Below are 26,953 nucleotides of genomic sequence, written 5' to 3' on the forward strand. Positions count from 1 at the left end.
AACTGTTAACTATCCGCCGCACGCAAGCCGCCTTCTTGGAACTTCGGCATTGTGCTCGCATTGCGCCCCAACAACCCTAAGGGGACGACGCAGTGCAACATCCAATCCGAGACTTATGCCAGCCGAGCGCGCTCCTCGCGAGCCTCGCTTTCTGCGCCGCTTGGTTTGTGACAGCGAGTTTCAATGATGATCTCGCCAGGCTCGTCCTTGCAATGGCGGTTTCGAGCTGGGTAGCTATCGGTTCGGGCATTATTGGTTTTGTATTGCTGCAGGTTCAACAGCAGCAGTCGCGATAGCTTCCAGCGGCTACACTCGCCGTTCGCGCGCTGGCGAATGCGGGCGCGCACCGCGATGCGGTGCTTGCCGCCCGCCTCTGATGTAGGCCTTCCAGTGCGCAAAGCGCTGAACGTGTTCGACGTTTTAGCGTCGAAGGATGCGCCAGCAGTGTTGTTAAACCATCGGTCCTCGCCGTAGCAACCACTGTCAAAACGCCATTCGAAGTTGCCCCTCATATTGTCTCAGATGAGAACATTTACCGAAGCGAATTACCGTTTCTACCCGGATCCGGCTTGCCGCGCGCCCGAGCAAGCTGCTCGCGGAGCGCGCCTTCCATAGCGCTGTAGCGAGCGAGCGGGTTGAGGCGACGGCCGACGCTGAGGCTGAGGCTGAGGCTGAGGCTGAGGCTGAGGCTGAGGCTGAGGCTGAGGCTGAGGCTGAGGCTGAGGCTGAGGCTGAGGCTGAGGCTGTCAATCGGCCCTTTAATTGCGGGTTGTTGTCAAGATGCCATTCTTTCTCTTCAGTGGCAGGCCGGTAGCGATTGCTCCGTTGGAGCTGGTCGGGTTCCGAGCCGATCATTAATCGGTCGGGGCTCGGGCCTGCGCCAGAACCCGGCAGGCGCCGGCTCTCGATCACGCCTGCCGGCGATACCGTCCTCAAGCTTTCCACGAGATCGTCGATGTGGGTGTAGAGCGTGGCGGAAGGCGCCGATGAAATGCAAACCGTCGCTCGCAGCAACGAGTGCCGGCCGCTTAAACTCTAACCCCTGAGGAGCCAGCCCCTCCTTTCCCGAGCCGCCTAATTAGCCTCAAATCATTTGACGACGGAGAACGGTTACGCCGCTTGTGCGGCGCCAGCAACCGGTCGGCTCTCTGTTGAGATGTTTCGTTGTCGTGCAACACCTCGAGGCTGCAGACGCGAGCGATCGCCACGGCGCGGCGCGAGATTCGCTGATGATTCATGGATTTTGCTTTTAGCTCTGATACCGGTAGCGGACTGGCTGCCGGGGTTCAGAAACCGCAATCGCGAACAGCCAATGTGCTCTTGGGGGGCGTGCCCCTTGGACATGGGCGCACCGTCTCACCGAACGGGGCTGTTAGAGCGCTGGCCCATTGATGGCCACTGATGCCATCTTGCTCGGGTTTCCTTGGGTTTCTGAGGCCCAACCCTAAGGTTGCATACAACCCAAGCGTTTGCAACAGTCATTTTCTACTCGAAGCGCGACGAAACCGCGCGCGCTCGTAAACGGTTCAAGGCTCGACGCTGACGGAAGACACGTTGGTCGATGAGGAATAGTTCGTGATCCCTTGGGTTTTCGTGCCCACGGTTGCGCTCGGCCTTACAAACCCGAATTGCTCAAGCTCCTCCCGAAAGCGCGGACAACGAACCTGCAAACCGTGCTGCCGTGGCTCTACTGCACCTACCATCAAAAGCCCGACACGGACATAGACGCAAAAGACGGCGAACAACCGTCAGTCCAACGCGGCGGGCGTGATCAGACCCGCAGGTTTTCAGCGCTGTTCTTGCCACGCTTGGGGTCGACTTTGACTTCATAAGAAATCTTTTGGCCTTCTGCCAACCCAGAGAGTCTAGCGCGTTCTACGGCGCTAATGTGGACAAAAATGTCGTTTCCGCCGTCGTCTGGAGCGATAAATCCGTACCCCTTTTGATCATTGAACCACTTCACAGTACCTGTTGCCATACGATCACGTCCTTTGCCGCTGCGCCCAGTCCGAGCGCGGGTGGGTAATGGTGCCGAGAAACAGAGCAATTGGCGTGCCGGACCGAAAATGCTGATCCCACAGTGATGGTGAGCATCGGGTCGACGTCAATGGACGCAAAGCTGACAACCGTGCGCGACTGCTAACATTCTCAGGCTAGCTCGATCAGTGTCGATTACTCGAAGGCATCACACGGCGGGATCGGTAAACGTCCGGTTCGCCTCACTGGGCTCCCATCACCCGCCGCTCCGGATCAGATCGGTACGTCTTCGAGACCAGCACAGAACGCCGAGTTCTCGATGAATGACATCGAATGTGAATCGGCGATTGCCGCGAGGTTCTGCAACGGCATGATGCGAGCGCCGTGTGCGGCAGTTGAATGTGCTCGACCCGATTAGCTCGCATATAACCGGGTTGTCTTAGGCTGGTCGCGCAGAAGGTTGACGCCGGTGTCGTCGTATTCATCCGTGTCAGGTCGATGACACAATATCCGCAACTCGACGCTGAGCCGCGGGGCTCGCACCAGCGAGACTGCACCTTTCTGTCGCCATTAAAGCTTTCACTGCGCAACTTTTTCAGGTGGCACACTCATTGCTAGTTAGGTCCCAGATCCCTGCTGGAATGAACGCGTTTGCGGCCGCCGGCGGACACCAGCCCAGCGCCGCACTGGTCATTAGGCGGCGGGGATGGCTGCGCGGCGTCGCCAGCTCAGCAGGAGGAGAATCATGGGTTTCTATCAGACGGAGCCGTTTAACACGGCAAAAGCCAGCTTCATCCACGGACCCGACGGATTCGGGCTATTTCTGGTCGAGGTTGAGGGTGATGCGCCGAACTTCACGACAGGAATTGCCCTAGTGCGCGATCCGCATTGGGTCGGCGGCCTGAAGATCGACGTGATGGGCTGGACGGGACCGCTCGGTGAAGGGTCCACGCCCTTTGCGGTCAAGGGCAGCTTCCCCGGCCATTATGTGCCGCAAATCGTCGTGTCCGGTAGCAATGGCACGCGCCTGATTCCGGTGAAGGCGATCCCGGCGGAAGAATCTGACGACTACGTGCGGCAGTTGGCCGGATGACCACAGCCGATCACCCGATCAATCCCCTTAAATAGGAAAGGATAGCTCTATGCCGGATACGACAACCAAAGACCACGTCGGATTGTTTCACGCCTGCTATCAGATTGGCGAAAGCCGCCCCGGAGGCAGAATCTTCAAGCTGGATCTGGTTGTCGACACGCCGAACAGGCGGATCCAAGGCTTCGGCAGCATCACCCAAGCTGTTAATCCGCCGCTCGATGTCACCACCTCCCTGCAAGGCAATTACAGCCAGCTGCCGACGCTCCCGCCGGCTCCGGCACTACTTCTAGTACTCCTTACTGGCTACCCGCCAATCCACTGGCCGACGCATGGCGGGCTTGGACCGCAGATTCTGCCCAACGTCGATCTGCGCATGACCCTGGTCCCGAACTGGCAATCGGGAATCGCCTCCTACCGCTATCGCAGCGGCCACGGCGATTGGCAGGAGATCGAGGCCGCGCCGGTCAAGCTGGTGTCTCCAGCCATCGCATGAACGATGGGCGGCGGCGATCAAGGTGAGAACGACGACTCGCGGCTGCCGTCACAGAAGAAGGTGCCGAGAGGTCGACGACGGCCCGATCCGCTCGTACCCTATTGGGACGCCGAGATCAGCCCGATCCTGAAGGCTGCGCCGACGGCATCCCGACCTTACCCCCAACATCCGACGCACGCTGGAGCGCCGCATCAATGCCTGGCGGGCGTTCAACGGCCCCGAACAGGACGTGATCGTCCGCCAGGAGCACGAACCCGGTCGGCTGGGTCTGTCGGACTTTACCGACACAAGCGCGCTCGGCATTAGCTTCGCGAGTAAGGCGCTCAATCACCGGCTCTATCACTTCCGGCTGGGGTTCTCCGGCTTCGAGTATGCCCATGTCGGGCTCGGCGGCGAAAGCTTCGTTGCCCTGGCCGAGGGCTTGCAGAACGCTCCGTGGGCGCTCGGCTGTCAATCGGCATTGGACTGGGACCCCGCCCGGATCGGCATCCAAAAGGACCCCCTCGTATTGCCTCAGGAAGGAATGTTACCCGGGATGAAGGTCTGCGAGCTCCGCAGACCGATCTCGAAGCTGCGGCGAACTCGGTGGAGGGGCTGTGGACGGGGCGGAGTGATCATTACACGCAGCGCCGTCCACAGCCCCGGCCCGTATTTCCTCCAGCGGCATGGATACGATGATCGTTTCCGCCACCTTCCGCCGGAAGGACCGAAGCCGGCGTTGAACGATTGAATGCTGCTTGTCGCTAAACGAAGGATCGATGGTGATGAGCCTGCGTACGATGGCCAGCGCAGTGAGCTGCGGTTCGACAGCGAGCCAATTCTCGATCGTCGAGAAATGGGGATCGAGCTTCGAGGGCATGCGAATGCGCTTTTTGTATCGTCGTTTCGGCCGACGATGTGTGGCGCGTACCTCGGTGGCCGTTACCACGGTGCCGAGCGATTGGGCAAAAATCAGCGGATCAGCCGGCGATACGCCGACCGTCGTCACAAGACCGCGCTTGCCGATGCGTTCGCCGAGCTCTTCCTGCGCCGCACGGATGTCGGCAAGCAGTTGCACGGGATCCAGAGTGCGGTATGCCGCGCGCAGACGGCGCTTGATCGCCGATGCGAGTTTCGGGTGTGCCAGCGCACGTTCGTACGGCGTAGCCGGCGGATGATAGCGTTTGATGACCTTCGCGCCCTCGCGGCGCTTCTCCTTGAGCTTGAATGACGGCTGGAAGAAGTTCACAAGCAGGCGCGCCGCCGCGTAGAGACGCGCCATCACACGGGCCGTCGCGACCCCATCGAACCGCCCGTAGCCGACGAGCCGCCGCACCACCGCGCCGTTCTTCTGCTCCACGAAAGCCTGATCGTTCTTCTTGTAGGCGCGGGACCGCGTTACCTCGATCTGCTGTGCTCGGCACCATGGAACAACGACGTCGTTCATGAACGCGCTGTCGTTATCGAAGTCGGCACCCCGGATCACCCACGGGAACAGACTTTGTGCTCGCGTCATCGCTTCGACGACGAGGCTACCATCGCGGGTCACCAGGGGCAGACATTCCGTCCATCCCGTGGCGATATCCACCATGGTCAGAGTCTGGATGAACGAGCCGGCCACGCTGGTTCCACCATGCGCGACCATGTCGATCTCACAAAAACCAGGCGGCGGGTTGGCCCAGCCGTTGAAGGTTCTGATCGGCACCTCGCGTCGAATCGCCGAGTAGAATCCAACCCGCCGCCGACGTCCCCCAGCAGCCACAACTTTGACGTCGATTAACATTCGATCGATCGTCGCCGCACTCATCGTTACCAGTAGCGCGCGCTCTTCGCTTGTCGGCCTCAGCCGACCATGCCGCTCGAGTGCAGGCAACAGCGCTGGGATCATCGATACGAGGCGTTTGCTGCAGACGCGATCCGAGGCTTCCCACAACGCGACCAGCGCGTCGCGCACACTGGCGTATCTGCGCCGCCGACTTCTCGCTGGTTCGGTTGCGCCGGTGACTTCCTCTTTCGATGGCGGTCCGGTTGGATCCCTTGCAAGCGACAGTGCTCGCACCGCGTGCTTGCGATGCCAACCCGTCGTTGCCGTCAACTCATCAAGGATGCGTCCCTTCTCAACTCGCCCTGCCGTACGGTAACGCTTCGCCACCGCCGCCAAAACCTCGCGCCGTGCGCCCATGCTGATCCCGCTTGCCATTGGCGCCACCGACCTGATTCGGTGACGCTGCCCCAGTCATCGGCGCGGAATCCTCCGGTAACATTCTCGGTGAGGCAATGCGGCAAGAGCTTTGTTGGCCCTGATTGTCGCGGAGCGTCAATCAGAGACGGTTTTGAGTGTCGCGTGCGATGGCGGCCGTCCGGGACCGCGTTTTCGTTCGAGCGCCGTCCGCCTACGATAGCTCTCGACGTTCATCTCGACGATGGTGGCGTGGTGAACGAGGCGATCGATGGCGGCGAGGGTCATGGCGAGGTCACCGAACACTACAGAGTGCCCCTATTCTTGACCGGGTCGTATCTCACGTCACGATCACCGACCCGCATCATTTTCTGTTCGGGCACCGGCTTGAAGTGCTGAAGGAGCGGTCGGGACGTGGTCCCGCCTACGTTGTTGTCGCGCTGCCGGACGGACGACGGCGGGGAGTTCGGATCGCGTCGACGGACCTTGCCGAGACGTCGATCACTTCCTGCCCGAACGCGGCCGATCTGCCGCGCATCAGTGTGCGTACGCTGATCCCATTGATGCAACATTTGAGCGCGAGTCTGGGCCTTCTCAACGAGAAGGTGATTCGCGATGACCCACCGACCGCTTCCAGGTCACGTTGCGTATCGACCCCTGCCGACGTTGGCAAATCCCTCCGGCCATCCGACAGCCGACATTCCGCGCCTTTGGCCGAATCTGTCGACCGCGACGCAAACGCAGATTGCTCAAACAATCGCCGCGCTGATGCGGCGAATGCAAGCGATCCCCGGCACGCCCGGAAGGGGACTGGGTCGTGCTGATCAGATCGAACATCGCTGACGAGCGGCTCACGACCGCACACCGAGCCAAGTTGGCCTACGTCTACGTGCGGCAGTCATCCGTGAACCAGGTGCGCCAACATCAGGAGAGCACCGAGCTGCAGTACCGCCTTGTCGATCGTGCCATCGGTCTGGGCTGGCCGCCTGAGCGCGTCCAGGTGATTGACGAGGATCTGGGCAAATCCGGCGCTGGCGGCGTGGATCGCCATGGTTTCCAGAAGCTCATCGCCGAGATCGGCCTTGGCAACGCAGGTCTTGTGGTGAGTCTCGACGCTTCTCGCTTGGCCCGCAACAACCGGGAGTGCTCGGTATTCGGTGTGCTCATTGCGGATGGCGAGCGGCTTTACGATCCACGCGCCTACCACGACCGCTTGCTGTTGGGCTTGTCCGGCATCATGAGCGAGGCGGAGTTGCATCAACTTCGGATGCGCCTTCACCAAGGGGAGCGCCAGAAGGCGGCGCGGGGCGAACTGCGGCTACCTCTGCCAGCCGGGCTCGCCTACGATCGAGCAGGCATGATTATTCTCAATCCCGATGAGGAGGTGCAGGCTCGTCTGCATCTCGTGTTCGCCAAGTTCCGGGAACTGCAAAGCGCTCGCCGTGTGATGCGTTACTTGGACAGGAACGGATTGTTCTTGCCGGCTCGACCGCTGCTTGGACCGTCTCCACACGAGATCGTCTGGCGTGCGCCAGATAGTACACGCGTCCTTAATATCCTTCAGAATCCGGCCTATGCTGGCGCTTATGTTTATGGCCGCCGGCAAAAGGATCCGAGCCGATGCCGGCCGGGATCGCTGACGGGAACGGTCAAGGTGGCGATCGCGGATTGGGCGGTATGCCTCCACGCCGCTCACCCAGGCTATATCGGCTGGGAGGAGTTCATGGCCAACCAGGGGCGACTGGCGGATAACATCTGCCGCTTTGAGGCAGGACACTCGGGTGTACCGCGCAAGGGGGCAGCCCTGTTGCAGGGAATTGGGATTTGCGGTCGTTGTGGACGGCGCATGAGCATGCGCTACACGGGCCCGAATGCCGACTATCCGGTCTATTGCTGCCGCTCGGATCGGGACCAGCAAGGCAGTGCGATGTGCCAGGAAGTCCGGGCCTTGGCGGTTGACGCGCTGGTCGAGCGGATGGTCCTCGATGCTCTGGTGCCGGATCAGATTGAGATCGCAATCGCAGCCGCGGGCCAACTGGAGCAGGAGAGCCGTCAGCTCGAGCGCCAGTGGGCGCTTCGCGTGGAGCGCGCCCGCTACGACGCCGAGCGCGCTCGGCGTCAGTATGACGCCGTAGAGCCCGAGAACCGTCTTGTGGCGCGCTCACTCGAGCGGGCTTGGGAGGAGAGGCTGCGCGTCGTCGAGGCGGTCGAGCAGGAGCATGCGCGTTGGCGCGCGCAAGAGCCGCTTCTGATTGGCCCAGTGGAACGCGCAGGGCTACAAGCGCTCGCCGAGAACCTGCCGCGGATTTGGAACGCGGCGACCACGTCGGCAGCTGATCGCAAGCGCATTCTTCGATTTGTCATCCGCCAAGTCGTTCTTGATCAGAAGCGAGCCCAAGGTCAGGTGTGGCTCAAGATCGTCTGGCAGACCGGCGCAATCAGCGAGCATCACGTGCAACGCCGCGTTCACACCTACCGCGATTACATCGACATTGCTCGATTGCGTCAACGGATCGTCGAGTTGAACGCTGAACACAAAATGGATGGCGAGATCGCGGCAATACTCAATCAGGAAGGCTTCGTCGCGGCTCGAGGCTGCGACTTCAAAGGCGAGAATGTCTGGCTATTACGTACCCGCTGGGGCATTCCCACCGTTAAAATCAACGGCGTGGACAAGAATCCGATGCGCTGGCCCGACGGCAGCTTCTCGATTCAGGGCGCAGCGGCTGAGCTTGGGGTGACCCCGCAGACGGTGTTCGATTATCTCGCGCGGGGATTGCTGGCAGGTCGGCAGCTAACCAAAGGCCAGCCATGGCAGATCGAGCTCTCAGACGACCAAATCAGTCAGCTTCGTAATCGGGTACGACGCACCAAGCGTTCGAAGAAGGAGGCATCATGAAGTCATTGGCTCGCCGAAGACGCTCGGCCATTCGCCAAAGGCGAGATTGGTGGTCAAAATGACGGAGGCGCGCTCATAAAGCCGGCTGACGAGGTGGAAGAGAAGCTGGCCCCCCGACTGAGCGAAGGGAAGATATCCAAGTTCGTCCAGAACGATGAAGTCCATCCGGGTCAGATGCTCAGCAAGCCGCCCCTGCCGTCCGCTGCGGGTCTCGGCCTCGAGCCGGTTGATGAGGTCGACGACATTATAAAATCGTCCCCGGGCTCCGGATCGGATGCAGCTCCTGGCGATTGCGATGGCAAGATGGGTCTTGTCGGTCCCGGTACCGCCCACCAGCACGACGTTGCGTTGCTGGGCGACGAAGCCGCCGCCGGCGAGATCATTGACGAGCGTCTGATTGATTGGCGTGCCGTCGAACTGGAAGTCGGCGATGTCCTTGGCAAGCGGCAGCTTGGCGATGGTGAGCTGGTATTTGATCGATCGGGCCTGCTTCTCGTTGATCTCGGCGGTGAGCAGATCTCCGACAATGCGCTGGGGTTCATGCTGGCGTTTGACAGCAGTCGCCATGATCTCGTCGAAGGCAGCCTTCATACCGTAGAGCTTGAGCTCGCCCATGAGGTCGAAGATTTGGGTCCGTTCCATTAGATGGTCCTCCTGAGGTTGTCGTAGCGGGCACAATCGGCGATCGGCGCATGGCGGAGCGTCAGTGCGGCCGGCGTCATGATGTTGGCCGGGGGGACGGGGTCTCGCCGTCGGGCCAGGATGTTGAGCACGACATCGGCAGAATGGACGCCGTGACCGAGTGCTTCGGCACAGGCGGCTTCCACGGCGGGCAGACCGCCAGTCAGCACGGCGTTGAGGATGTCGACCATCTGCCGCGGCGTCATGCTCTGGCCATGGCGGACCAGCGCCTCGGCTTGGCCGCGAAGTTGTCCCGCGTATTCCCCGAGCGGCGCGATCGGGGACGCATCGTGTCGAGAAGGGTTCTTCTGCCGAACCCTTCGCCCTGGCGATGTGGTCATGGACAATCTCGGCAGCCACAAAAGCAAGCTCGTGCGCCAGCTCCTTCGTTCCGCCGGCGCCAAACTGTTCTTCCTGAAAAAATGCTAGCCCGACCTGAACCCGTCGAACGGGTCCTGCCAAGCTCAAACATCTGCTCCGAAAGGCCGCCGCCCGAACCATCGATTCGGTCTGCGCCACCATCGGCGAAGTGTCGCGCTCTAGTTGAAACGATAGGACGCCTGTAGAAAGCCGCCGAACCGTTCGGTGTTAAATCTCCCCGGACCAGGCGGCGAAACCACGCCTAGCCCCCCACAGCCGTTGCAGGATTCGGTCACGCTCGTCGTCCACATCGCCCAATAGCGTCCGCCCAGACCAATACTGAGGTCTTTGGTCGCAAAATAGGACAAGGTGAATTCGGCTTGCAAACCGCGTGTCTCCCCCGTGGTGGGAAACAGAGTGAGATGATCTCTCGCGCGATGATCGTCCAGGCCCTCAAGGCGACCATAGGGTATAAGGGCGAGATCGCCTCCAATCTTGAAACGATCCCAGAACCGCAACTCGCCCGCAATGCCCGCGCGAAACGAATGCCAGGTATCGGATTCGCTTGTGCCTACGAAGTTGGCCGCGGCGGATGGAAAGCAGATGCCCGATGCCGGCGCCACGAGTTGGGTGCATCCTTCGGTCCCGATGTAGTAATGGTAGTAACTGTACCCAATGAAAGGCCCGAGCTTGTAGTCCGGCCCGTGCATGACGTCGAAACCGATGTCCGCGGTCGCGTAGGAAAGCGACGATTTTCCAACGGATGAGTGGGTTACCTCGAAGGCTGTGGGGGCCGACGCATAACCATAAGAGAGACTCCAGTCCTCGTCGAAATGATCGCCGCTGACAATCGAACCAGCGCCGGCAAATCCCTTCAAGAACATGTTGTAGGGTGAATCGATACGCGCAAAGAACTCGCCCGTGTGTGCGGTCAGATTCTGGTAGTGCAGCTGGGACATGAGGCCTGCTCCAACCTGTGGAAAGGCGGACTGGAAACTGCCAGAGCTGTACCAATAGCGGGCGCCGCCCTCGAATTGCCAACCCGCTGGCATCAACTGAGCTTTGGTCGGCCCGGCGAATTCATGGGCTGCCGGTCTCTCGGGCCACGACGCCAGGGGATCTCTACCCCAGCGGTAGTTCAGCCCGAGCTTTACAAGGTGCATGTCCTGGCCGATGTGCGACGTGGCGCCAGCCGGAACGCTTGCCACCGTTCCACTCGTAGGGCCGGTTGGCGATATCTTGATGGTCTCAGGAGTCGCAACTTGACTGTTGAAGCGCTGATAGTCGTATCCTATGTTGACCGACCAGGCGGGCGTGAGCGTGTGTTCAAAACCTGCACCCACTGTCCAGCCCCACGGGCTCACGCGGCCAATCGAAGGCTCACCCTGGATGAGAGTGTCTTCAGTGAAGGTCCCCTGGCTTTCGTTGTACACGTTGTTCGGAGCGACAGAGACATCGCTGCGCATCCAAGCGGCGCCGGCTTTGCCGTAGATCAGCGTTCGTCCCTCGGGCTCGACAACATAGCCGAAGCGCCCCGTGAACGTCGCGAGCCGACGCGGCTTCACCGCACAGTTTGACCCGACTATGTCTGGCGACGCCTGAAGACAGGTGAACGCGCCGTCCGAAGACAGCAGGCTTGCATCTGCGCCGACGCCCACGACCCATGCCGGCGCGACCTGCCAGTCGTAGCCGAATTGCAGACCGCCGAGGAAGCCGGGTGTCGTCACGTTATCGCCAAACACCGAGGGGCCAAACGGATCGGAGAAGCCGGCATTACCAACGATTGCGCCAAGGTGCCCACCAAGGTGGAAGCCTGTCCAACTGAATGGACGCGGCGCCACCTTTGGGGTCTTGACGGCAACATCCGCCGACGAAGCGGCACATGGCGGAGCTGAGATTGCCGTCGACAGAACCAAAAAAGCAACTTTGCGCATCTCATCTCCGAAGGATACGGGCAAGCAATAAGATGCGGGCATAGCAAAAGATGGGCCAGTTGGCAGAAAACTGCAGAGAGCTTCTATTTCCGCCGGAAAGAGGCGGCGCATACACCGCTCTGTGTTCAGAACCAAAACGCGGCTTGTCTCCAAGCAGCCGATTGTTGTGAACGCGACGGGGATGTCCCGATCGGTGTTGAACTGCGTCGGGCCAACGTTTCCGGAAGAACGGAACGCGACCCTCGTGACGTGGGCAATGGGCTTCATCGTTATGCGATCGTGGTGAGCTTGAAGGGGCGCACGCAAAACCGACAGTTGCTTATGCGCCTTCAATCGTCCGAAGTTTGTTGGCTTCGATCATAGCGGCCGCGACCCAGCGCAAGGCCATACGTCTACGCATTCTACTGTGCGGGCATCGATGCGCCTGAAAGCAATCACTTTTGATCGTGCCCCTGAGCGTGGTGCAACTGGCACGGGCACCGCGCTCAGCGAACGCATGCGGTCAACGCGTTGCGCGCGCATCTAGCAGAGTTGGGGATCATCGCCACCGCCGGCCTGGCAAAGGTTGAGGCGCTGGTCGCAATCGTACGGGACGAGACAGATGCTCTCCTGCCCGCAGCAGCGCGCTTCGCGCTGATGGCTATTGCCGATGAGATTGAAGCTTCAGCCGATTGAAACGTCAGCCGACCAGATGGAGAGGCTCGAGCGCGCAATCGTTCTGGAGGCCAAGCACGACGGGGACATGCGTCGGTTGACCACAATCCCTGCGTCGGCGCCATCACTGCGGCGACCATCAAGGCGCTTGTGCCGGATCCCGGCGGGTTCAAGTCGGCTCGCCACTTCGCTGCCTGGCTGGGATTGACGCCGCGGTCTCATTCAAGCGGAGGCGAAGAGCGGTTGGGACGAATATCGAAGATGGGGAAATCCGGAGCTCCGCTGTCTCCTCGTTGTCGGGGCAACGGCCGTCTTGCGGGCGCCGAAGCGTTCGACGCCAGAGATCGGTCACATAGTAGCGGAACGCTGAGAGCGCCCGCCGATTTGTAGGAACCGCGTAGTAGGCGAAGTGGCCGGTGACAACGAACGCGACGGGTCTTCCTTTCGAGCAGGAAGTTCCCCCGGCGTGACTTACCGCAGATGTGGGTGAAGCCCAGAAACATGAAGGTCTCCGGTTTGCCAAGGCCGCGCCCTTTGCGATTGACCGGCCGCACGGCGACCGAATTCAATCAGGCGGGTCTTGTCTGGATGGGGTGTCAACGCGAATGCTTCAAATCACGCGCCTCGACAACCCCGGGTGACAATGCGATATTTGTTCCACTTAGGGAGGACACGATGCCATCGCCACTGTCAGCGCACGAGCAGCCAATCTCGAAGGTACTGTCGACGCCATCGCCGAGGTCGGCGACGAAATCAAACCAGACCGCCTCGCTGTGCTCCGATGCGAGCTTTGCTTTGAGGGCTCGCGCGCTTCATGTGTTCGTCGACATTGACGGTGTCGAGTGCCGCGATTGCCTTCGGCAGCTGCCGCAGACGCATTCCCATGCGGCTGCGTCGTCGCGGTCCTGTGTAATGCGCGCGGTCATTTCCATATCTTCCTGTTGTTGAATGGCCCCGCCTCAGCGTCTTGCGCCTTCTGCTCGCGGATCACGAGACGGCCGTTCTGGGGCATCGCGGTCCGCAGGATGTTGAGGCCCTTGCGGTCTTCATGCTCCCAGCCGGCGCCGATCTTGGTCCAGAAGGCCGCTCTCGCCCTCACCGTCAACCCTTCCGTGCTCTATCAGCTGCTGCCGCGGTTGGTCGAGACGCTCACCCTCCCGCGGGGCGGCGACCGCCATGCTCGTTTCCTCAGAACCCTGGCGCGGGTCGAGTTTCTGGTCCTCGACGACTGAGGACTTGCCCCGATGACTGCTGAGCAGCAACACGACCTGTTGGAGATGATGGAGGATCGCCATGGCCGCGGCTCGACCGTGGTGACAAGCCAGCCCCCGAGCGAGCATTGGCACAAGCTTATCGGCAACCGACTCTATCCTCGATCGCCTCGTGCACAGGCACCCTCGCGACAAGGTATTGCCTCAACCCGCACAATGCTCTCTCAGCTCCCCGAAACACTGCCCAAAGGAAGCTTTTCGCTGGGGCAAACGCTTTGCAGCTCGGAAGGCGCTTTGGGGTGCCAAACTTGGGCGCTGCTCGAGCAGGATGGCGCCGATGAAATGCAAACCGTCGCTCGCAGCAACGCGTGCAGGCCGCCTAAGCTCTGACCCTTGAGGAGCCAGCCCCTCCCTTCGCGAGCCGCCTAATTAGCCTCAAATCATTTGACGACGGAGAACGGTTACGCCGCTTGTGCGGCGCCAGCAACCGGTCGGCTCTCTGCTGAGATGTTTCGTTGTCGTGCAACACCTCGAGGCTGCAGACGCGAGCGATCGCCATGGCGCGGCGCGAGATTCGCTGATGGTTCATGGATTTTGCTTTTAGCTCTGATGCCGGTAGCGGACTGGCTGCCGGGGTTCAGAAACCGTAATCGTGAACGGCCAATGTGCTTTTGGGGTGCCCCTTGGACATGGGCGCACCGCCCCCGCCGAACGGGGCTGTTACAACGCTGGCCCATTGATTGGCCACGGATGCTATCTTGGGTTTCTGAGGCCCAAGCCTAAGGTGGCATACAACCTAGACGTTTGCAACAGCCATTTTCTACTCGAAGCGCGACGAAACCGCGCGCTCTCGTAAACGGTTCAAGGCTCGACGCAGACGGAAGACACGTTGGTCGATGAGGAATCGTTCGTGATCCCTTGGGTTTTCGTGCCCACGGCTGCGCTCGGTCTTACAAACCCGAATTGCTCAAGCTCCTTCCGAAAGCGCGGACAACGAACCTGCAAACCGTGCTCAGTTGGTTGCGCGGCGAGCCGAACCATTGCCAAATGGCAGCAAACCCAAGTCTCGATGAAGAGGACGTCGGCCCCCGAACCGCGAGCGTGAGAACCTCGTCAGCCAACAAACCAGCATTGTCAATCGAATGAAGGCATGTCTCATTCGCCTGGGTATTCGCAATCTTAAGCCGGCGCTGCTGCGTCATGCGTCAAAACGGCTCGAGACGCTGCGCACGCCGGAAGGAGTGCCGCTGCCGCCCAACACTGTCGCCGAGATGCGCCGGGACATGGTCCGTCTTGGCCTCATCAGAGAGCAGATCAGGGAGATCGAGGCGGCTCGATTGCAGCGCTTGCAGGTTTCCGAGAGCGGCGCGCACGCGATGATCAAATTGCTGGAGCGGTCGCGCGTTACGCGAGCCTCACGGGCGCTCCCGATGAGAGCGGCAAGCGAAGACGTGAGAAGGGCCTTCGTGCTGGCAACGCCCGGGTACGGCGTGGGACGATCCAACTGGCCTGGCGCCCTCTCCTTTTCCAAAAGGACAGCGCATTGGCCCAATGGTTCCGTACTCGCGCGGCCGGCGCGCGCGGCTGCACGCGCAAGACCATGATCGTGGCGCTGGCGCGCAAATTGCTCATTGCGTTCCGGCGCCTGACGACGACAGGCGAAATACCTGCAGGGATTGAGCTCTTGACAGGAGCTCGTAAGGCGCGCGGGCTTTACCCTTGCCGATGCACACGACCTCCGGGGCATGTAACGCATGGACCTTTGGACTGCGCCGATCCTGATCCTGGCTGCGCACCTGCTGCGCTAACCGAGCAGCGGGCCGAAGCGAGCTTCCAGCACCGCATCGCCATCAATCTTGCGGCGGATGCCGCGAATGATCCGGCCAAGCCGTGTTCGCAGGCACTTGAGTTGGCGCCGGGCGCGCTTGAACTGGACAGCGTGGGTATTGCGGCCGATCATGATGGCGGCGCGCTTGGCGAGCCCGATGAGCTTGACGATTGCCCGATGCATCAGCCGCGCGTCGGTCGGATGCGCAACGGCCTTGGGCTGCACGCCGCTGCGATCAGTAGACCAGCGGCAACTTGCGATGGAATGCTCCACCCTTGAAAATCCACGACTTTGGCTCGATACTCGATCGAGGTCCCATGGCTATCAGCAATCCGAGGAGGGCGATTATGGCAATCCAGATCGTGATGGACCACAGCGGCGACAGCCGTCATCCTTTCAACCTCGACGACGCACAAGAACTGGCGAAGGCGGAGCAGCGGTTCTACGAACTGACGAATATCGGGTTTACCGCAGCGGTCCGGACCGGTCCAGGTCAGGTTTCGCAGATCCGATCGTTCGACCCGAAGGCGGAAGAAACCGTCTTCTTCCCCAGGCTGGTCGGCGGCTAAGTCGGCGTTCCTGCCATGTTTGGCTTTCGATCGATGCCGCCGGGCGGCCGTTCCCGGGGGCGAGCGATGCGGGCCCTTATCATCAGGCACGGCGCCGAGCGGACGCCGGAGGGCCGGTCGCTGCGCCTCTTGCAGCAATGGTTGTCGCCGGCGCAGCGGGAGCAGTTCGCCCAAAAGGGCTACTTCGAGGTCGTCGGAAATGACAGCGGACAGCGATACAGGATCCACCTCGGGGCCTCGGTGAACGTGTGCGAGATCGACGAAAGAGGCCGCCTGGGGGAGGGATTATGTTTTTCGCCGGCCGGCGCTCTGCCGATCGGAGACGTCATGCTCGCCCAGAAGATTGCGCTCGAAACATGCGAACGTGACGTGCGTGCCGTGGCCAGGCGGTTCACTTCGAGCGGGTTCCATTTCAGGCAAACCCGACCTCTCGGCTGACCGCGCCGACGGCATCTCGTAAGAACGACAGCCCCACACAGCCAAGGAAGCCCCCGGCGAGCCGTAGCCCGCCGGGGCTTCTCCCAGATCGTTGAGATCAGGTACATCCGCCGATCGCCCAACGATCCGACCGGATCGCAATCACGTCACCTGATCGTGTGCCGCATGCGACGGTCGTGCGGCATTGGCGTGATCACAGTGGGCTCGAAAGCGCTTGGCCGCCAACTCGCCCTTGCGGCACTCTGCTCGCCGCCGACGCTGGACCACTACGACATATATGGATCCTTATTCTCAAGTTCCAGCTTCACCAGATATTTTTAGTGGATCGCGGAGGCTGGCTGCAATCGCCGCTGCCGCCGTTTTCGAAAGCAATTTTGAAGACGCTCTGACCTTTGCCATAAGCGTTCAGGTTTCCATTTCTGACTGCAAGAGATTCTTGCTCTCCAGCACCTCTTTCCACCAATTGTCAGCCGGGCTATCCGCGAGCTTTTTCAGAGCTGCTAGTTGTAGACCAGAAAGACCGCGCTTGAGGAAGTCCCGTTCAGACGTGGATCCTCTCACCATCGTTGGCCAATCCCGCGTGATAGGGATACGGCGAAACGGCAGCCGCTCAGAACGCCGTATGGGGGATCAGGCGCTTTGCTACCACAGCGCTAACTCACGGGGCCAGCCGTCGCCTGCGCCGCTACCCGAAGCCGTGCCCACTAGTCTTTGCTTTGCGCTGCAGCTACTAGCGCTCGTCAAAAACTCATCCAGCACGCGCCGTTTGATCGCTGATGTCCATCGACTTGTCGTAGGTCACGTTTTGTCCATCGATTGCCAACACGCCGATCTTGTTCACGAGGTTGAGGCAGACGAAGGCGCGCTTGCCATCGGGTGCGATGACAACAGCCGCAGCCTGCTGCTCCACCGGGACCTCGCCTACGGCTTTGACCGTTGAACCCTGGATGGAGACGACAGAGACCCTCTTGCCGTCTCGGTTGGCAATCAATGCAAGATCGCCCTTCTTTGAGATCGATAGACCGGAGGGCTGCCGCCCGACAGTAACCGTGTCGATCAACTTCGGCGGATCTGCGGTGAGGTCAATCACGTACAACTTGTCATCCGGGACCGTTTTCCAGGAACTCCCCTCCTGGACGTGAACCACGGAATTGGCGACCAGGCCCAGCGTGCCGTCTGGTGTGATCTGCAGGTTCGTGGGCGGGCCCAGTAGAGAGTTTGCCAGCGGCAGGCTTGCGCGAATCCTGGGTTTGGCGGGATTGGAGATGTCCACAACCAGCACGGCATCGGGACCCGGAGCGCCATTCATCTGGCCGTCGGGACCGTAGGTGATCTTGCTGTCAAGGCCGATCAGGATATCGTTGGTTCCGGCCATTGCCGGGCCGCTGGCGACGAGGCCGGCCAGCCACGTGGCGCAAAACGCACTATGTAAATTCATGATGCGCCTCCCATTGCCGTAGCGCGCACTCAACAAACCGGCCAAAAGCATCGCGACAACGGAGCTTGCCGCCGAAGGGCCTTGCGTTGCTAGCGTCGAGCGGCGCGTGGTGTCTAATAGCGCCTTCGAGTTTGATCGCATTTGTGAGCACCCGCTGGGGCCGATGGGTACCTCGGAAGTGTCGTCGTCGGTTTGCGTTGCCAGCGGTACCTTGTCGGCCTTTTAGTTGGAGGGGAGCCATGAGGACAAGTCCGCCAACGATTTATGTGATTGATGACGATGAGCAAATTAGAACATTGCTTCGAGATCTTTGCCATGACGCCGGATTTGAGGCAAAGCTTTTCGGCTCGACAGACAAGTTCTTGGCGGAGCAACTCTCCGATGGTCCCTCATGCCTGGTGCTCGACGTTCGCTTTCCCGGCACATCGCCGACGGGCCTCGATTTGCAGCAAGCGTTGGCCAATTCGGGAGTCTTAGTTCCGATCGTGTTCATCAGCGGCTACTCCGACATCCGGGTTTCGGTGGAGGCGATGAAGCGCGGCGCGGTGGAATTTCTGCCCAAGCCGTTTCGCGAGCAGGAGCTTCTTGACGCGATTCGGCTCGGCTTGGAGCGCGACCGCAGGCGCATGGAGCGCGAGCTCGTCGTGCAAGAAGAACGGCGGCGCTTTGAGAAGCTGACAGTGCGTGAGCGCGACATATTGCTGCTGATAGCGGATGGGCTGGTCGCCAAGCAGATCGCGGCCAGGCTTAATGTCAGCGAGACGACGGTGAAGGTGCGTCGCGCGCGTATGATGCAGAAGCTGCAGCTGCGTTCGCCCGTCGAGGTAGTAAGGCTCGTCGACAACATCAGGCCGGACTTTGCGACGACACGCCAACGCGTGGTCGCGCCGAACGGACCCGCCGTTTCGCGAGGATTTTAAGCTCCTTGTTTTACTCACTTACGCGTTCTCGCATCGCTTGCACGCCTCATTGATCGCGGCGACCAGGTAGGGATGATAGTCTGACGCGTGCAACCGGCGCATCTGCTTGAGCAATCTTGTCGCCGCGAAGTCGCCGCGCGTGGGGCCGTTCGGTCCATTGCTGATGATCTGCGCGTCGCCGTGCAGGTCTGGTCGTACTGCGCCGAGAACCAGTTCATCGACCCGCCTAGTTGATTGCAGTCATGCTTGTTAATCGCGGGAGCTTGTGTGGCTCCGCTCTTGCACTCAATGACGAAATACCGGAGCGCTCCAACTGCCCACAAGTTGTCGGGCCCCCGGCCAATTTCTTTCTTCGGTTGCTGCGACCCGAAACCCAAGAACAAGCCCAAGTCGCGCACTGCCGTCTCGAACCTGCCGCTGTTCTCCTCGCCCCATGCGAACGCTTCAGTCAGCGCGTTGACCCACAGAACGAGTTCGTTCTTCTCGAGAAACTGCTGCTTCATGAAGGAGACTGCCGTTGCAGCCTGCCCGTCCTTTGGGACATCAAGTTTGCGATAACCAACGCCTTTGATCGGATGGACCATCGCCATGTTGGACTGACGGCAGCCAACTGTGTTTCCTGGGCCTTCACCGGGTCCAAGTGCTGAAGGTATTCGGCGCGCTGCTGGAGCAGGTATCCCCGCGCCATCCTATCCTTTGTCTTGTCGACCACGGCCTGCACCTCCTTTTCCGCGACGTCGAAGCGGGCGAGGCGCGCGGCGTCGAAGGCCTTGCGTACCGCCACCACGGACTCGTCCACGTGACTAGGTTCTCCAGCATCAGCGTTAACTACGGCGGAACGGCTGAGTTCGAGCCATTCGTCGCGGGCTTGCAGGCAGTCCTCCATGACATTAGCGATTTCGGCAAGCGGCTTGCCTTTTAGTTGCAAGGCGACCTCGCAACCCAATTCCAACTGAGCCCGCGTCGCCGGCGAGAACAAGGCGCGCATCCTGGCTATGGAGACGGGAGGTCAATCGGGAGCCCATTAGAATGACGACGCAGTGAGGGGGCGTCCACATGGGGTAATCGCGGGAGCGAGCTGCCCTAAAGCCAATCACGAGTTTTGGAGGGCGACTGTTCCCCGATAGGATGGAAATACGGGCTCACGACTGGACGCCGGGCCCAAGCATCGAATGGAGAACAGCCATGGATGAGTATATCGGTCTCGACGTGTCGATGAAAGAGACGGCAGTCTCAATCCGTCGAGCAGGTGAACGGATCTGGCGCGGTAAGTGCGCATCGGATCCCAGTATCATCGCCGAACTCATCCGCAAGCGGGCGTCGGCCGCGAAACGAGTGGTGTTCGAGACCGGACCGCTGTCGGTATGGTTCTATCATTCTCTGCGCACTGAAGGATTGCCGGCGATCTGCATCGATGCGCGCCATGCTAAAGCGGCGCTCGATATGGCGGCGAACAAGACGGACGCGAACGATGCCGATGGTCTGGCGCAGCTGGCGGAAGTCCGTTTCTTCGCGAGGTCCGCGTGAAGGGATTCGATAGCATGCTGACCCGCACGCTTGTGGCGGCGCGCACGCGGCTTGTCCGAATCGCCACCGAGCTTTCCAACCAGATCCGCGGGGTCATGAAAACCTTCGGTCTCGTCGTTCCAGCCGGAAAGGGAAGCAGCTTCGAGAAGAACGTCCAGAGCCTTCTTGCCGATCAAGACGGACTTGCATCGATTGTGCTTCCGCTGTTGGAAGCTTGGCGTGGCATTCGCATCCGCGCGGCCGAACTCGGACGCCAGTTGGTCCACGACGCGCGACAGAGCCAGGCTTGCCCCATCCTTATGTCCATTCCCGGCATCGGTGTGATCACCGCAACTGCCTTTGCCACGGCCATTGAGGAGCCGGACAACTTTAAGAAATCCCGATCTGTCGGCGCATGGATCGGCCTGACGACGCGCCGCTACCAATCCGGAGAAGTCGATTATGACGGTCATATATCCCGGCGTGGCGATCGCCATTTGCGAGGGCTTCTCTACGAAGCGGCGACGGTCATTTTGACGCGCAGCTCAACCGACAGCACTCTGCGCACGTGGGGTCTGCAGCTCCGGGAGAGGCTCGGCTTCAAAAGAGCTGCCCTGGCTGTGGCGCGCAAACTGGCGGTTATAATGCATACGATGCTTAAGACCGGCGAGCTCTTCAATCCGAAGGCCGGAGCCCCCGCATAAATCCCGATAGCGCTCAGCTTGACTTTGGCCAATTTTGAACTCGTTCATGGGGTACGCGGACCCCTGAACATGGGATCGTTCTCGACGATTTCATGAGCGCTCGTGAGCATGAGTTTCATGCGCCCCATATTGCCAAAGGTTGTCCAGCGCCCCTTCACGTTCGACCAGTAGAAGAGCTCGAAGCGATCGGTATCTGGAATGGGGCGCAGCCGTGCGACCGGATTTGAAGTCCGACGGTTGATAACTAAATAACCGCTACGGCTCTTTTCTATGTCGTGATGCGTGAACTGAGCAGCAATCTGGGCAAGCGTTGGGTCGGATTTTGCCATAGCGCTCAATGTGCTCGATCGGTGCCGCGCGGGCCAGAGTGGATCGGTTTGCCGATTCAATTTGTCGCAGCTGGACGAGGTTGCTGCGATTCAACATGCTGATTCTACCGATGGGATGCAACACGCCCGTCTTCTTCCCCGCTCTTGCGATCCGCTGCCGCCGCGTTTTGCGGCCCGGCTTGCAGTCTTCACCGATCTGTTCACGCGTCCTACCTGGCCGAATGTTCTGATGCTGCTCGCCGGCGTTATCCTGGCGCCCAGCCGGCGCACTGTCACGGCGGCGCTGCGCATCCTCGGGCGAGAGCGCGATCCCGATTTCTGTACTTTCCATCGCGTCCTCAACCGGGCGGCGTGGTCGTCGCGGGCCGCGGCAGGCCGCCTGCTGCTCCTGCTGATCAAGGTCTTCGTGGCAGACGGCGAGCCAGTGGTGATCGGGCTCGATGACACCATCGAGCGGCGCTGGGGACCCAAGATCAGCGCCCGCGGCATCTATCGCGACCCGGTGCGCTCCTCCAAGGGGCACTTCGTCAAAGCCAGCGGTCTGCGCTGGCTTTCCGCCATGTTGCTGGTGCGCGTGCCGTGGGCCGATCGCATCATGGCGCTGCCCTTCCTCACACTGCTCGCCCCCTCCAAACGCTTCTATGACGGCAAGTCGCGCTCGCCCAAGACGCCGCTCGATTGGGCCCGCCAGGCTGCTTGGCAAATCCATCGTTGGCTGCCCGATCGATATATCGTACTGGTCGCCGACAGCGCCTTTGCCGCCATCGAGTTCCTTGCCGCTGTCCGCAAGCATGTCTGCATTGTCACCCGCCTGCGCCTCGATGCCAACCTGTTCGAATTTCCCCGACCAAAGCGCAAAGCTCGTGGCCGCCCTCCAATTCGAGGCAAGCCCCACAAAAAACTCTCTGCCATCCTCAAGGATCGCAACGTGTCCTGGACGCGTTATCGGGTCAGTCTCTGGTACGGCCGAACCAATCGCACCGTCGAGATCGCAACCGGCACTGCGCTGTGGTATCGCGGCGGTGTTCCGCCGGTGCCGATCCGCTGGCTGCTCGTCCGCGACCCAACCGGCGAACTCGACCCACAGGCTTTCCTGGCGACCGATCTCAACGCTCATCCCCGCGACATCCTCGCTTGGTTCGTCAGTCGCTGGCAGGTCGAAGTCACCTTCGAGGAAGTTCGCGCTCACCTCGGTGTCGAGACCCAGCGCCAGTGGTCGGACAAAGCCATTCTGCGCTCCACCCCGATTTTGCTCGGCCTCTACTCCATCATCACTCTATGGACCCACGACCTCGCCAAGGCACGAAAGCTGAAGCCCAGAACCGCAGCTTGGTATCCAAAAGCCACCCTGACCTTTAGCGATGCGATCGCCGCCGTTCGACGCCAAATATGGGCTCATCAGATTTCTTTCATGTCCCGGCCGCGCCGTGACAGCATAGAAATTCCGCGCCATATCTGGCACCGGATGGAGAACGCGCTCGCCTACGCCGCATAAATCGGCCAAAGTCGAGCTAAGGCCAAGACACAACTGCTAAGTGAGGTATTTGGCGAGAATGCGAGCCCCGGTCGGGACTTGGCCAGCGATACTTGGTTCACATGTCAATCGCATCTCGGGCAGCCGGAAGACTATTTTCTTCCCTGGCATCGGCTTTATGTCGCCCAGTTTGAGCAAATCATTGCGACCATAACGAACCATCCTGAGTTCACGTTGCCGTATTGGGATTACACTTCGCCAGCGTCTTATGCGATCCCAGAAGCGTTCCAGGCGAAGAACAAAGATGACCCCACGTTTTCGCCTTTGTTCGTTGCAAACCGCAACGTGGCTGGAGGTCAATTGCGCGCCGCCAATGTCAATGATGGCGAGCCTCTCAACAAGAACTTCCCAGGCGTCAGGAATTTTCTTGTTTTGCCGGACATGACGGGGGGCGACTATAGCGTGTTCTGTGGGCAGCTCGATTCCGCTCTACATGGTAACGTGCATGTCTACACGGGCGATGCGTCGAACATGGGCAACGTGCCGACCGCCGCGGGTGATCCGATATTCTGGCTCCATCATTGCAACATCGATAGAATTTGGATGGCGTGGAACGAGCAGGGGCACAAGAATCCAACTCAGACGAATGGCCGAAACTGGTCGGACACAAAATTCGTGTATGTTTCTGGAACTGGAAAGCGAGTCGAGCTCGCGATTGATCAGATATCCAATTCGGCGAAGCTTCCGTACCGGTACGATGAACTGCCCAAGAAAACCCTAGTTGCGGAAAGCTCCAGAGGGCAGGATCGATTGCTACTCCGTTCAGTTCGCCCCGGTACCGCGCCCGGAAACAGAGCCGGTGTAGTTTCGGGGCCGATTGCGCTCGGGCAAACGGCTCAGACAGTCAAACTCGAACCTGCCGAACCCCAAAATCGCCTTATCAATATCGCGCCGAGATTCGAAATCAGGGGCGGGCGACGGTTGGTCCTTGTTCTCAACGGTGTTCAGGCGAGTGCAGATCCTCGTACGACTTACGAAGTCTACCTTGACCTTCCAGCTGGAGCCTCCCCAGCCGCTGCGGATGATCACTACGTCGGGCTTCTGAACTTCTTCGGAGCCTCGAGCGACCAAGGCCACAGCATGCACGGAGGAAAAACTGTGGAGTTTGAGGTTTCCGCTGTCGTGCAAAAGTTGCGTGGCCGGCTGCAGGAAGAGACGTCGGTTACGTTGGTTCCTGTTGGACAGCCTGCCGCCGATGCTGCGCCTGCTATTGCGGGAGGAATCGAGTTGCACGATCGCTGATCGTCAGTACGAGCGCTTCGTGTGCTCGCTCGATTTTCATCCAGCCCGCTTTGAGCGGCGGGATAGCGAATGGCTTCGTTGATTTTGCTGAGTTTTTGTTTGAATCTGATCGCGTTCGTTGCGCTTCGGCTGGATCCGGGTGCGAAACTGGTGCAGTAGCGCCCGCTCATGCAGTTGAGCCAGGCTTGACATCTGTAAGGTCTGCATCGCGGGACTTTCCCCACCATGATCATTAAGCGGATCGACTTTACCCTCTCAAGGCTGAAACAGGGGTTCGATTCCCCGCTAGGGAGCGCCACCCGTATCTACGTACTGTTTCGACCTTTGACTTCATTGGATTTTCTCCAAAACCTGCAAATCGGGTCCCAAAGGGTTGCAGATTTTTGATCACCCCTTGTTCGGTAAGGTCACCATCTTGGCGGCGGCGGCTTGCGCCAGTCGAATCCGGTTCGCCTCCTCAACATAGCGCTGCGCCTCGGCCAGTGTCTTCCATCCATGCCACGCCATCAGCTCGGGGGCCGTGGCTCCGTTCAACGCATGCCGGACGGCAGATGCCTTGCGTAGCCCGTGTGCCGCACAACCCGGCAAATTGGCCTCATTGCAGCGCTCGCGGAACCAGTTGCCGAACCCGTTGGCCGTGAACGGCGCGCCTAGTTCGGTCATCAGGAACGTCATCCGGTCTTTCGGGTGCAATTCAAGCTCGGTGACCAATGAGGGCAACAGCGGAATGTCGAACGGAACGCCGGTCTTCTGCCGGCGCATCGAGAGTAAGCCCGCCTTCACATGCTGCCGCCCCATCCGCACCATGTCGCATTTTGCAACGCCGGTTTGCAGCAACAGTTCCAGCGCGAGCCGTGCCTTGGTGCCGCGCGGGTGCCGGGCCTCATAGGCGGCAATCTCGTCTTCGCTCCACGTATGATGGCCGGTGCTCTTGAGCTTGGCGAGCTTTACCCCTTGCAGCGGATCGGTCTTCATCACCCCACGCGCCAGACAGTCATCGACAAAGCCGCGCAGCGCCTTCTTGAAGCCGCGTTGCACGGCCGGGGTCATCTTGCGGACGATGTTTTCGAGCGCCTGCGCGTGCATCAGCGCCACAGGCTTATCGCCGTGCTCTTTGGCGAATTTCGTCAAGATGCGTCGGCGCGTGTTGCGGGTGGAGTCCGCGATACCATCAGCAAAGCGATCCGACGCGAGATAGTTCTTCACAGCCGCATCGAGCGATCCGGGTTTGGCCTTGGTCACCGGAGCGACGTGGCCGCTGTTCGCCGCAGCTTCACATGAATTCCGGGGACCACGGCAGGCCGGGGAGCGGAATGTTCTTGCCGCCGCGATGGTAGTAGTGGCGCGGGTGGCCGTGGCGATCGATGAAGGATCGGCAATATTTCGGATAGCGCCGTTTCATTGGACCTGATCCCACGGGTTGGGTTCGCCCTCGCCCTCGCCGCTAAGGTCGAGCTTGACGCCTTCGGGCGTGATGGTCGCATGGGCAACAGCGACCCCGGCCTTGCTGGCCTGCTTCATCGCGCGTTGCAATGTCACCTTGCGGCGGCGTCTCGATTCAGATTGCGGCTTCGGCTGCGGCTTGACCGTGCGAACGTCCCACGGCTCATCGAACGCGCGCGGATCAATCTCGGGGCCACCGCGCGCGGCGAACTCGCACATGGCGGCCCATGCATCATTCGATTTATCGTTTGGCACGCTTTCCTCCCTTGCGCCGCATCGGTCTCTCGGGACAAGCGTCCGCTTTCTCGAATTCCAGCCGCACGGAGCCATCGTCCTGCGGAAGCCAGCGCACAATGTCGCCATCGTCAAAGCCGTGCTGCCGCAGGTAGTCCGGCGGCAGGGCGAGGCGCGCGGTGTAGCGGTTGAGCCGCCGGATCGTGATGCGCGCCGGTCCTTCATAAACTGTCATTTTGTGTTTCTCCTCCACTGTTTACTTACTTATTATATAAGTCATACATACTGGATGCCCTAATGTGCAAGGAAGGGTGTCGAGGTCAAGACAAGCATCCTGACCCAATTTGGGGATTTTTCGTCCGGCCCGGTTTCTGGGGCAGGACGGCGCCATTGGCGGGGTGGGGCAATGACCCTGTAACGAATTGGAGAAGCCTCATGGGACGCCACCCGATCGGAGATTCCGCGATAAGCGGCGCCGAGCGCATCGCGCTCTGGCGTAAGCGGCACGCCGAGCCGGCCGCCGCCAAGCCGGCGAGCAGCGACGCGCAGGCCGAGATCGCCCGGCTGCGCGCCGAGATCGCCCGGCTGACGGTTGAGAACGCCGCGCTCAAGGCCGCCGCGCACGGCGCGTCCCGGCCCAAGCCCGCAGCACCGGCCGCCGCCAGCCGAGACGACGTAGCAGCCCGCATGCGCGCCGACTTCGAGGCCGAGAAGCGCGAACGCGCCAAGTGGGGCGGCCGCCCACGCGTGCGCATCGAGAATGACATCAAGCAATTGTTGACCGGCAGAAGCCTCACCAATGAGGTGCGGGATAAAATCGTCGATGCCATGCTGCCGCACGTCGCGCAGCAAGCCAATATCGAGCGCGGCATCTCGCGCCGCACCTTCCGCATGGTGCTTGGTGATCTGCACGGCCCCAAGGGACCGACAGGACTGACCCGGGACGCGTTCGAAGCCTTCAAGAAGCTCGACGTGCCCAAGGATGGCAAGCGCAAGTGGATGAGCATCGTCATTGCCGACGACAAGGTCCAGACGATGGCCGATGTCGAGCGAAAGCGCCAAGAGCGCAGTGACAGGGCACGTGCGGCCGCCGCGAAGCGCAAGGCCAAGTGAACGAGTGTGTACCACGGTACGCGCTCTCGGGAAATCCGAACTAGGCATGTACCACGGTACATACCAGCGCCGCGCGGGGGCCACAGGTTGGGAGGCTTCACGTCAGTTGCATGACGATAACGATCGCGCACGCCCACAGAAGTAGATAGGCGATAACCGTGATGGGATCGAGGGGCCGCGCTGGGGCGTGGCGGG

The 26,953-nt window shown here is 60.7% G+C and carries 24 protein-coding genes and 10 pseudogenes; 14 read left to right on the top strand and 20 right to left on the bottom strand.

The window, feature by feature from the left end; all coding sequences use genetic code 11:
- Window positions 1-113 precede the first annotated feature (113 nt).
- The 3 genes and pseudogenes from NLM33_RS46805 to NLM33_RS46815 all read right to left on the bottom strand — a co-directional run bounded on the left by NLM33_RS46805 (window position 114) and on the right by NLM33_RS46815 (window position 1,978).
- Entirely contained in the window at window positions 114-512 is a 399-nt protein-coding gene (locus NLM33_RS46805; protein WP_254106290.1) for a hypothetical protein, read from the bottom strand.
- A gap of 328 nt (window positions 513-840) precedes the next feature.
- Window positions 841-975 (bottom strand): annotated as a pseudogene (locus NLM33_RS46810) (hypothetical protein); the annotation flags it as partial.
- A 796-nt stretch (window positions 976-1,771) separates the two neighbouring features.
- The gene (locus NLM33_RS46815) at window positions 1,772-1,978 is read right to left on the bottom strand and encodes a cold-shock protein (RefSeq protein WP_254103045.1); all 207 of its coding nucleotides are present in this window, start codon (window positions 1,976-1,978) and stop codon (window positions 1,772-1,774) included.
- 744 nt (window positions 1,979-2,722) lie between these two features.
- On the opposite strand from NLM33_RS46815, the gene NLM33_RS46820 reads away from it, so the two are divergent.
- The 3 genes and pseudogenes from NLM33_RS46820 to NLM33_RS46830 form a co-directional block, all read left to right on the top strand.
- A complete protein-coding gene (locus tag NLM33_RS46820) occupies window positions 2,723-3,070 on the top strand; it encodes a hypothetical protein (protein ID WP_254103044.1) in 348 nt (115 codons plus the stop codon).
- A 49-nt stretch (window positions 3,071-3,119) separates the two neighbouring features.
- Complete coding sequence (locus NLM33_RS46825; RefSeq protein WP_254104121.1) at window positions 3,120-3,563, top strand: DUF1842 domain-containing protein; 444 nt, start codon at window positions 3,120-3,122, stop codon at window positions 3,561-3,563.
- Between the two features lie 33 nt (window positions 3,564-3,596).
- Window positions 3,597-4,011, top strand: a pseudogene (locus NLM33_RS46830) (IS21 family transposase); the annotation flags it as partial.
- A 78-nt stretch (window positions 4,012-4,089) separates the two neighbouring features.
- On the opposite strand, the gene NLM33_RS46835 reads toward NLM33_RS46830, so the two are convergent.
- Window positions 4,090-5,742 carry a transposase family protein gene (locus NLM33_RS46835; protein ID WP_254106293.1) on the bottom strand — a complete coding sequence of 551 codons (1,653 nt, stop codon included), beginning with the start codon at window positions 5,740-5,742 and terminating at the stop codon, window positions 4,090-4,092.
- Between the two features lie 117 nt (window positions 5,743-5,859).
- A pseudogene (locus tag NLM33_RS46840) lies at window positions 5,860-6,027 on the bottom strand (ATP-binding protein); the annotation flags it as partial.
- A gap of 511 nt (window positions 6,028-6,538) precedes the next feature.
- Here NLM33_RS46840 and NLM33_RS46845 point away from each other — a divergent pair.
- Window positions 6,539-8,620 (top strand): recombinase family protein, encoded by a 2,082-nt coding sequence (locus NLM33_RS46845; RefSeq protein ID WP_254106295.1) that lies wholly within the window; start codon window positions 6,539-6,541, stop codon window positions 8,618-8,620.
- 15 nt (window positions 8,621-8,635) lie between these two features.
- On the opposite strand, the pseudogene istB reads toward NLM33_RS46845, so the two are convergent.
- Window positions 8,636-9,262: pseudogene (gene istB, locus NLM33_RS46850) on the bottom strand (IS21-like element helper ATPase IstB); the annotation flags it as partial.
- Window positions 9,262-9,516, bottom strand: a pseudogene (locus NLM33_RS46855) (IS21 family transposase); the annotation flags it as partial. The pseudogenes istB and NLM33_RS46855, both read right to left, overlap by 1 nt.
- Before the next feature lie 100 nt (window positions 9,517-9,616).
- Here NLM33_RS46855 and NLM33_RS46860 point away from each other — a divergent pair.
- Window positions 9,617-9,848, top strand: a pseudogene (locus tag NLM33_RS46860) (transposase); the annotation flags it as partial.
- On the opposite strand, the gene NLM33_RS46865 reads toward NLM33_RS46860, so the two are convergent.
- Complete coding sequence (locus NLM33_RS46865; RefSeq protein WP_254106566.1) at window positions 9,841-11,595, bottom strand: outer membrane beta-barrel protein; 1,755 nt, start codon at window positions 11,593-11,595, stop codon at window positions 9,841-9,843. The pseudogene NLM33_RS46860 and the gene NLM33_RS46865 sit on opposite strands and share 8 nt — an antisense overlap.
- A 234-nt stretch (window positions 11,596-11,829) precedes the next feature.
- Window positions 11,830-11,983, bottom strand: a pseudogene (locus NLM33_RS46870) (IS256 family transposase); the annotation flags it as partial.
- A gap of 143 nt (window positions 11,984-12,126) precedes the next feature.
- Between NLM33_RS46870 and NLM33_RS46875 the strand changes: the two are divergent.
- Together NLM33_RS46875 and NLM33_RS46880 are read left to right on the top strand one after the other, a co-directional pair.
- Window positions 12,127-12,270 carry a hypothetical protein gene (locus tag NLM33_RS46875; RefSeq protein WP_254106297.1) on the top strand — a complete coding sequence of 48 codons (144 nt, stop codon included), beginning with the start codon at window positions 12,127-12,129 and terminating at the stop codon, window positions 12,268-12,270.
- A 129-nt stretch (window positions 12,271-12,399) separates the two neighbouring features.
- The gene (locus NLM33_RS46880; protein WP_254106299.1) at window positions 12,400-12,639 is read left to right on the top strand and encodes a transposase; all 240 of its coding nucleotides are present in this window, start codon (window positions 12,400-12,402) and stop codon (window positions 12,637-12,639) included.
- On the opposite strand, the pseudogene NLM33_RS46885 reads toward NLM33_RS46880, so the two are convergent.
- The 4 genes and pseudogenes from NLM33_RS46885 to NLM33_RS46900 all read right to left on the bottom strand — a co-directional run.
- Window positions 12,569-12,861: pseudogene (locus tag NLM33_RS46885) on the bottom strand (group II intron reverse transcriptase/maturase); the annotation flags it as partial. The gene NLM33_RS46880 and the pseudogene NLM33_RS46885 sit on opposite strands and share 71 nt — an antisense overlap.
- Window positions 12,862-13,171: 310 nt before the next feature.
- The gene (locus NLM33_RS46890) at window positions 13,172-13,348 is read right to left on the bottom strand and encodes a hypothetical protein (protein WP_254106301.1); all 177 of its coding nucleotides are present in this window, start codon (window positions 13,346-13,348) and stop codon (window positions 13,172-13,174) included.
- Between the two features lie 1,317 nt (window positions 13,349-14,665).
- A complete protein-coding gene (locus NLM33_RS46895) occupies window positions 14,666-14,833 on the bottom strand; it encodes a hypothetical protein (protein WP_254106304.1) in 168 nt (55 codons plus the stop codon).
- Between the two features lie 321 nt (window positions 14,834-15,154).
- A pseudogene (locus tag NLM33_RS46900) lies at window positions 15,155-15,513 on the bottom strand (IS5/IS1182 family transposase); the annotation flags it as partial.
- 122 nt (window positions 15,514-15,635) lie between these two features.
- Between NLM33_RS46900 and NLM33_RS46905 the strand changes: the two are divergent.
- Together NLM33_RS46905 and NLM33_RS46910 are read left to right on the top strand one after the other, a co-directional pair.
- Window positions 15,636-15,857 (top strand): hypothetical protein, encoded by a 222-nt coding sequence (locus NLM33_RS46905; RefSeq protein ID WP_254104198.1) that lies wholly within the window; start codon window positions 15,636-15,638, stop codon window positions 15,855-15,857.
- A gap of 15 nt (window positions 15,858-15,872) precedes the next feature.
- A complete protein-coding gene (locus NLM33_RS46910) occupies window positions 15,873-16,295 on the top strand; it encodes a hypothetical protein (RefSeq protein ID WP_371930062.1) in 423 nt (140 codons plus the stop codon).
- Between the two features lie 748 nt (window positions 16,296-17,043).
- On the opposite strand, the gene NLM33_RS46915 is transcribed toward NLM33_RS46910, so the two are convergent.
- A complete protein-coding gene (locus NLM33_RS46915; RefSeq protein WP_254106306.1) occupies window positions 17,044-17,733 on the bottom strand; it encodes a YncE family protein in 690 nt (229 codons plus the stop codon).
- Between the two features lie 239 nt (window positions 17,734-17,972).
- On the opposite strand from NLM33_RS46915, the gene NLM33_RS46920 reads away from it, so the two are divergent.
- Window positions 17,973-18,653 carry a response regulator transcription factor gene (locus NLM33_RS46920; RefSeq protein WP_254106567.1) on the top strand — a complete coding sequence of 227 codons (681 nt, stop codon included), beginning with the start codon at window positions 17,973-17,975 and terminating at the stop codon, window positions 18,651-18,653.
- Between the two features lie 499 nt (window positions 18,654-19,152).
- Here the strand turns inward: NLM33_RS46920 and NLM33_RS46925 are convergent, their stop codons facing one another.
- Complete coding sequence (locus NLM33_RS46925) at window positions 19,153-19,632, bottom strand: hypothetical protein (protein WP_254106308.1); 480 nt, start codon at window positions 19,630-19,632, stop codon at window positions 19,153-19,155.
- A 206-nt stretch (window positions 19,633-19,838) separates the two neighbouring features.
- Here NLM33_RS46925 and NLM33_RS46930 point away from each other — a divergent pair.
- Window positions 19,839-20,863: pseudogene (locus NLM33_RS46930) on the top strand (IS110 family transposase).
- A 44-nt stretch (window positions 20,864-20,907) separates the two neighbouring features.
- On the opposite strand, the gene NLM33_RS46935 reads toward NLM33_RS46930, so the two are convergent.
- Window positions 20,908-21,192, bottom strand: coding sequence for a hypothetical protein (locus NLM33_RS46935; RefSeq protein WP_254106310.1), 285 nt, complete (start codon window positions 21,190-21,192; stop codon window positions 20,908-20,910).
- 115 nt (window positions 21,193-21,307) lie between these two features.
- Between NLM33_RS46935 and NLM33_RS46940 the strand changes: the two genes are divergently transcribed.
- Both NLM33_RS46940 and NLM33_RS46945 read left to right on the top strand, forming a co-directional pair.
- A complete protein-coding gene (locus NLM33_RS46940) occupies window positions 21,308-22,687 on the top strand; it encodes a transposase (RefSeq protein WP_371930185.1) in 1,380 nt (459 codons plus the stop codon).
- 78 nt (window positions 22,688-22,765) lie between these two features.
- Window positions 22,766-23,968 carry a tyrosinase family protein gene (locus NLM33_RS46945; RefSeq protein ID WP_254106313.1) on the top strand — a complete coding sequence of 401 codons (1,203 nt, stop codon included), beginning with the start codon at window positions 22,766-22,768 and terminating at the stop codon, window positions 23,966-23,968.
- A 387-nt stretch (window positions 23,969-24,355) separates the two neighbouring features.
- Here the strand turns inward: NLM33_RS46945 and NLM33_RS46950 are convergent, their stop codons facing one another.
- Genes NLM33_RS46950 through NLM33_RS46960 form a run of 4 tightly spaced genes read right to left on the bottom strand, consistent with a single transcriptional unit; the run spans window position 24,356 to window position 25,880 of the window.
- Window positions 24,356-25,210: a tyrosine-type recombinase/integrase gene (locus NLM33_RS46950; RefSeq protein WP_254106315.1), complete on the bottom strand. Its 855-nt coding sequence runs from the start codon at window positions 25,208-25,210 to the stop codon at window positions 24,356-24,358.
- A 31-nt stretch (window positions 25,211-25,241) separates the two neighbouring features.
- Window positions 25,242-25,370 (bottom strand): hypothetical protein, encoded by a 129-nt coding sequence (locus NLM33_RS49445; protein ID WP_256570627.1) that lies wholly within the window; start codon window positions 25,368-25,370, stop codon window positions 25,242-25,244.
- Window positions 25,367-25,666 carry a hypothetical protein gene (locus NLM33_RS46955; RefSeq protein WP_254106317.1) on the bottom strand — a complete coding sequence of 100 codons (300 nt, stop codon included), beginning with the start codon at window positions 25,664-25,666 and terminating at the stop codon, window positions 25,367-25,369. Before NLM33_RS46955 ends, NLM33_RS49445 begins: the two co-directional genes overlap by 4 nt.
- The gene (locus NLM33_RS46960) at window positions 25,653-25,880 is read right to left on the bottom strand and encodes a hypothetical protein (protein WP_254106320.1); all 228 of its coding nucleotides are present in this window, start codon (window positions 25,878-25,880) and stop codon (window positions 25,653-25,655) included. Before NLM33_RS46960 ends, NLM33_RS46955 begins: the two co-directional genes overlap by 14 nt.
- 200 nt (window positions 25,881-26,080) lie before the next feature.
- Here NLM33_RS46960 and NLM33_RS46965 point away from each other — a divergent pair, with 200 nt between their 5' ends.
- Window positions 26,081-26,758, top strand: coding sequence for a hypothetical protein (locus NLM33_RS46965; RefSeq protein ID WP_254106322.1), 678 nt, complete (start codon window positions 26,081-26,083; stop codon window positions 26,756-26,758).
- The last annotated feature ends 195 nt before the right edge of the window (window positions 26,759-26,953 follow it).

Origin of the sequence: Bradyrhizobium sp. CCGUVB1N3 (genome assembly GCF_024199925.1) — a bacterium.
Classification (GTDB): domain Bacteria; phylum Pseudomonadota; class Alphaproteobacteria; order Rhizobiales; family Xanthobacteraceae; genus Bradyrhizobium.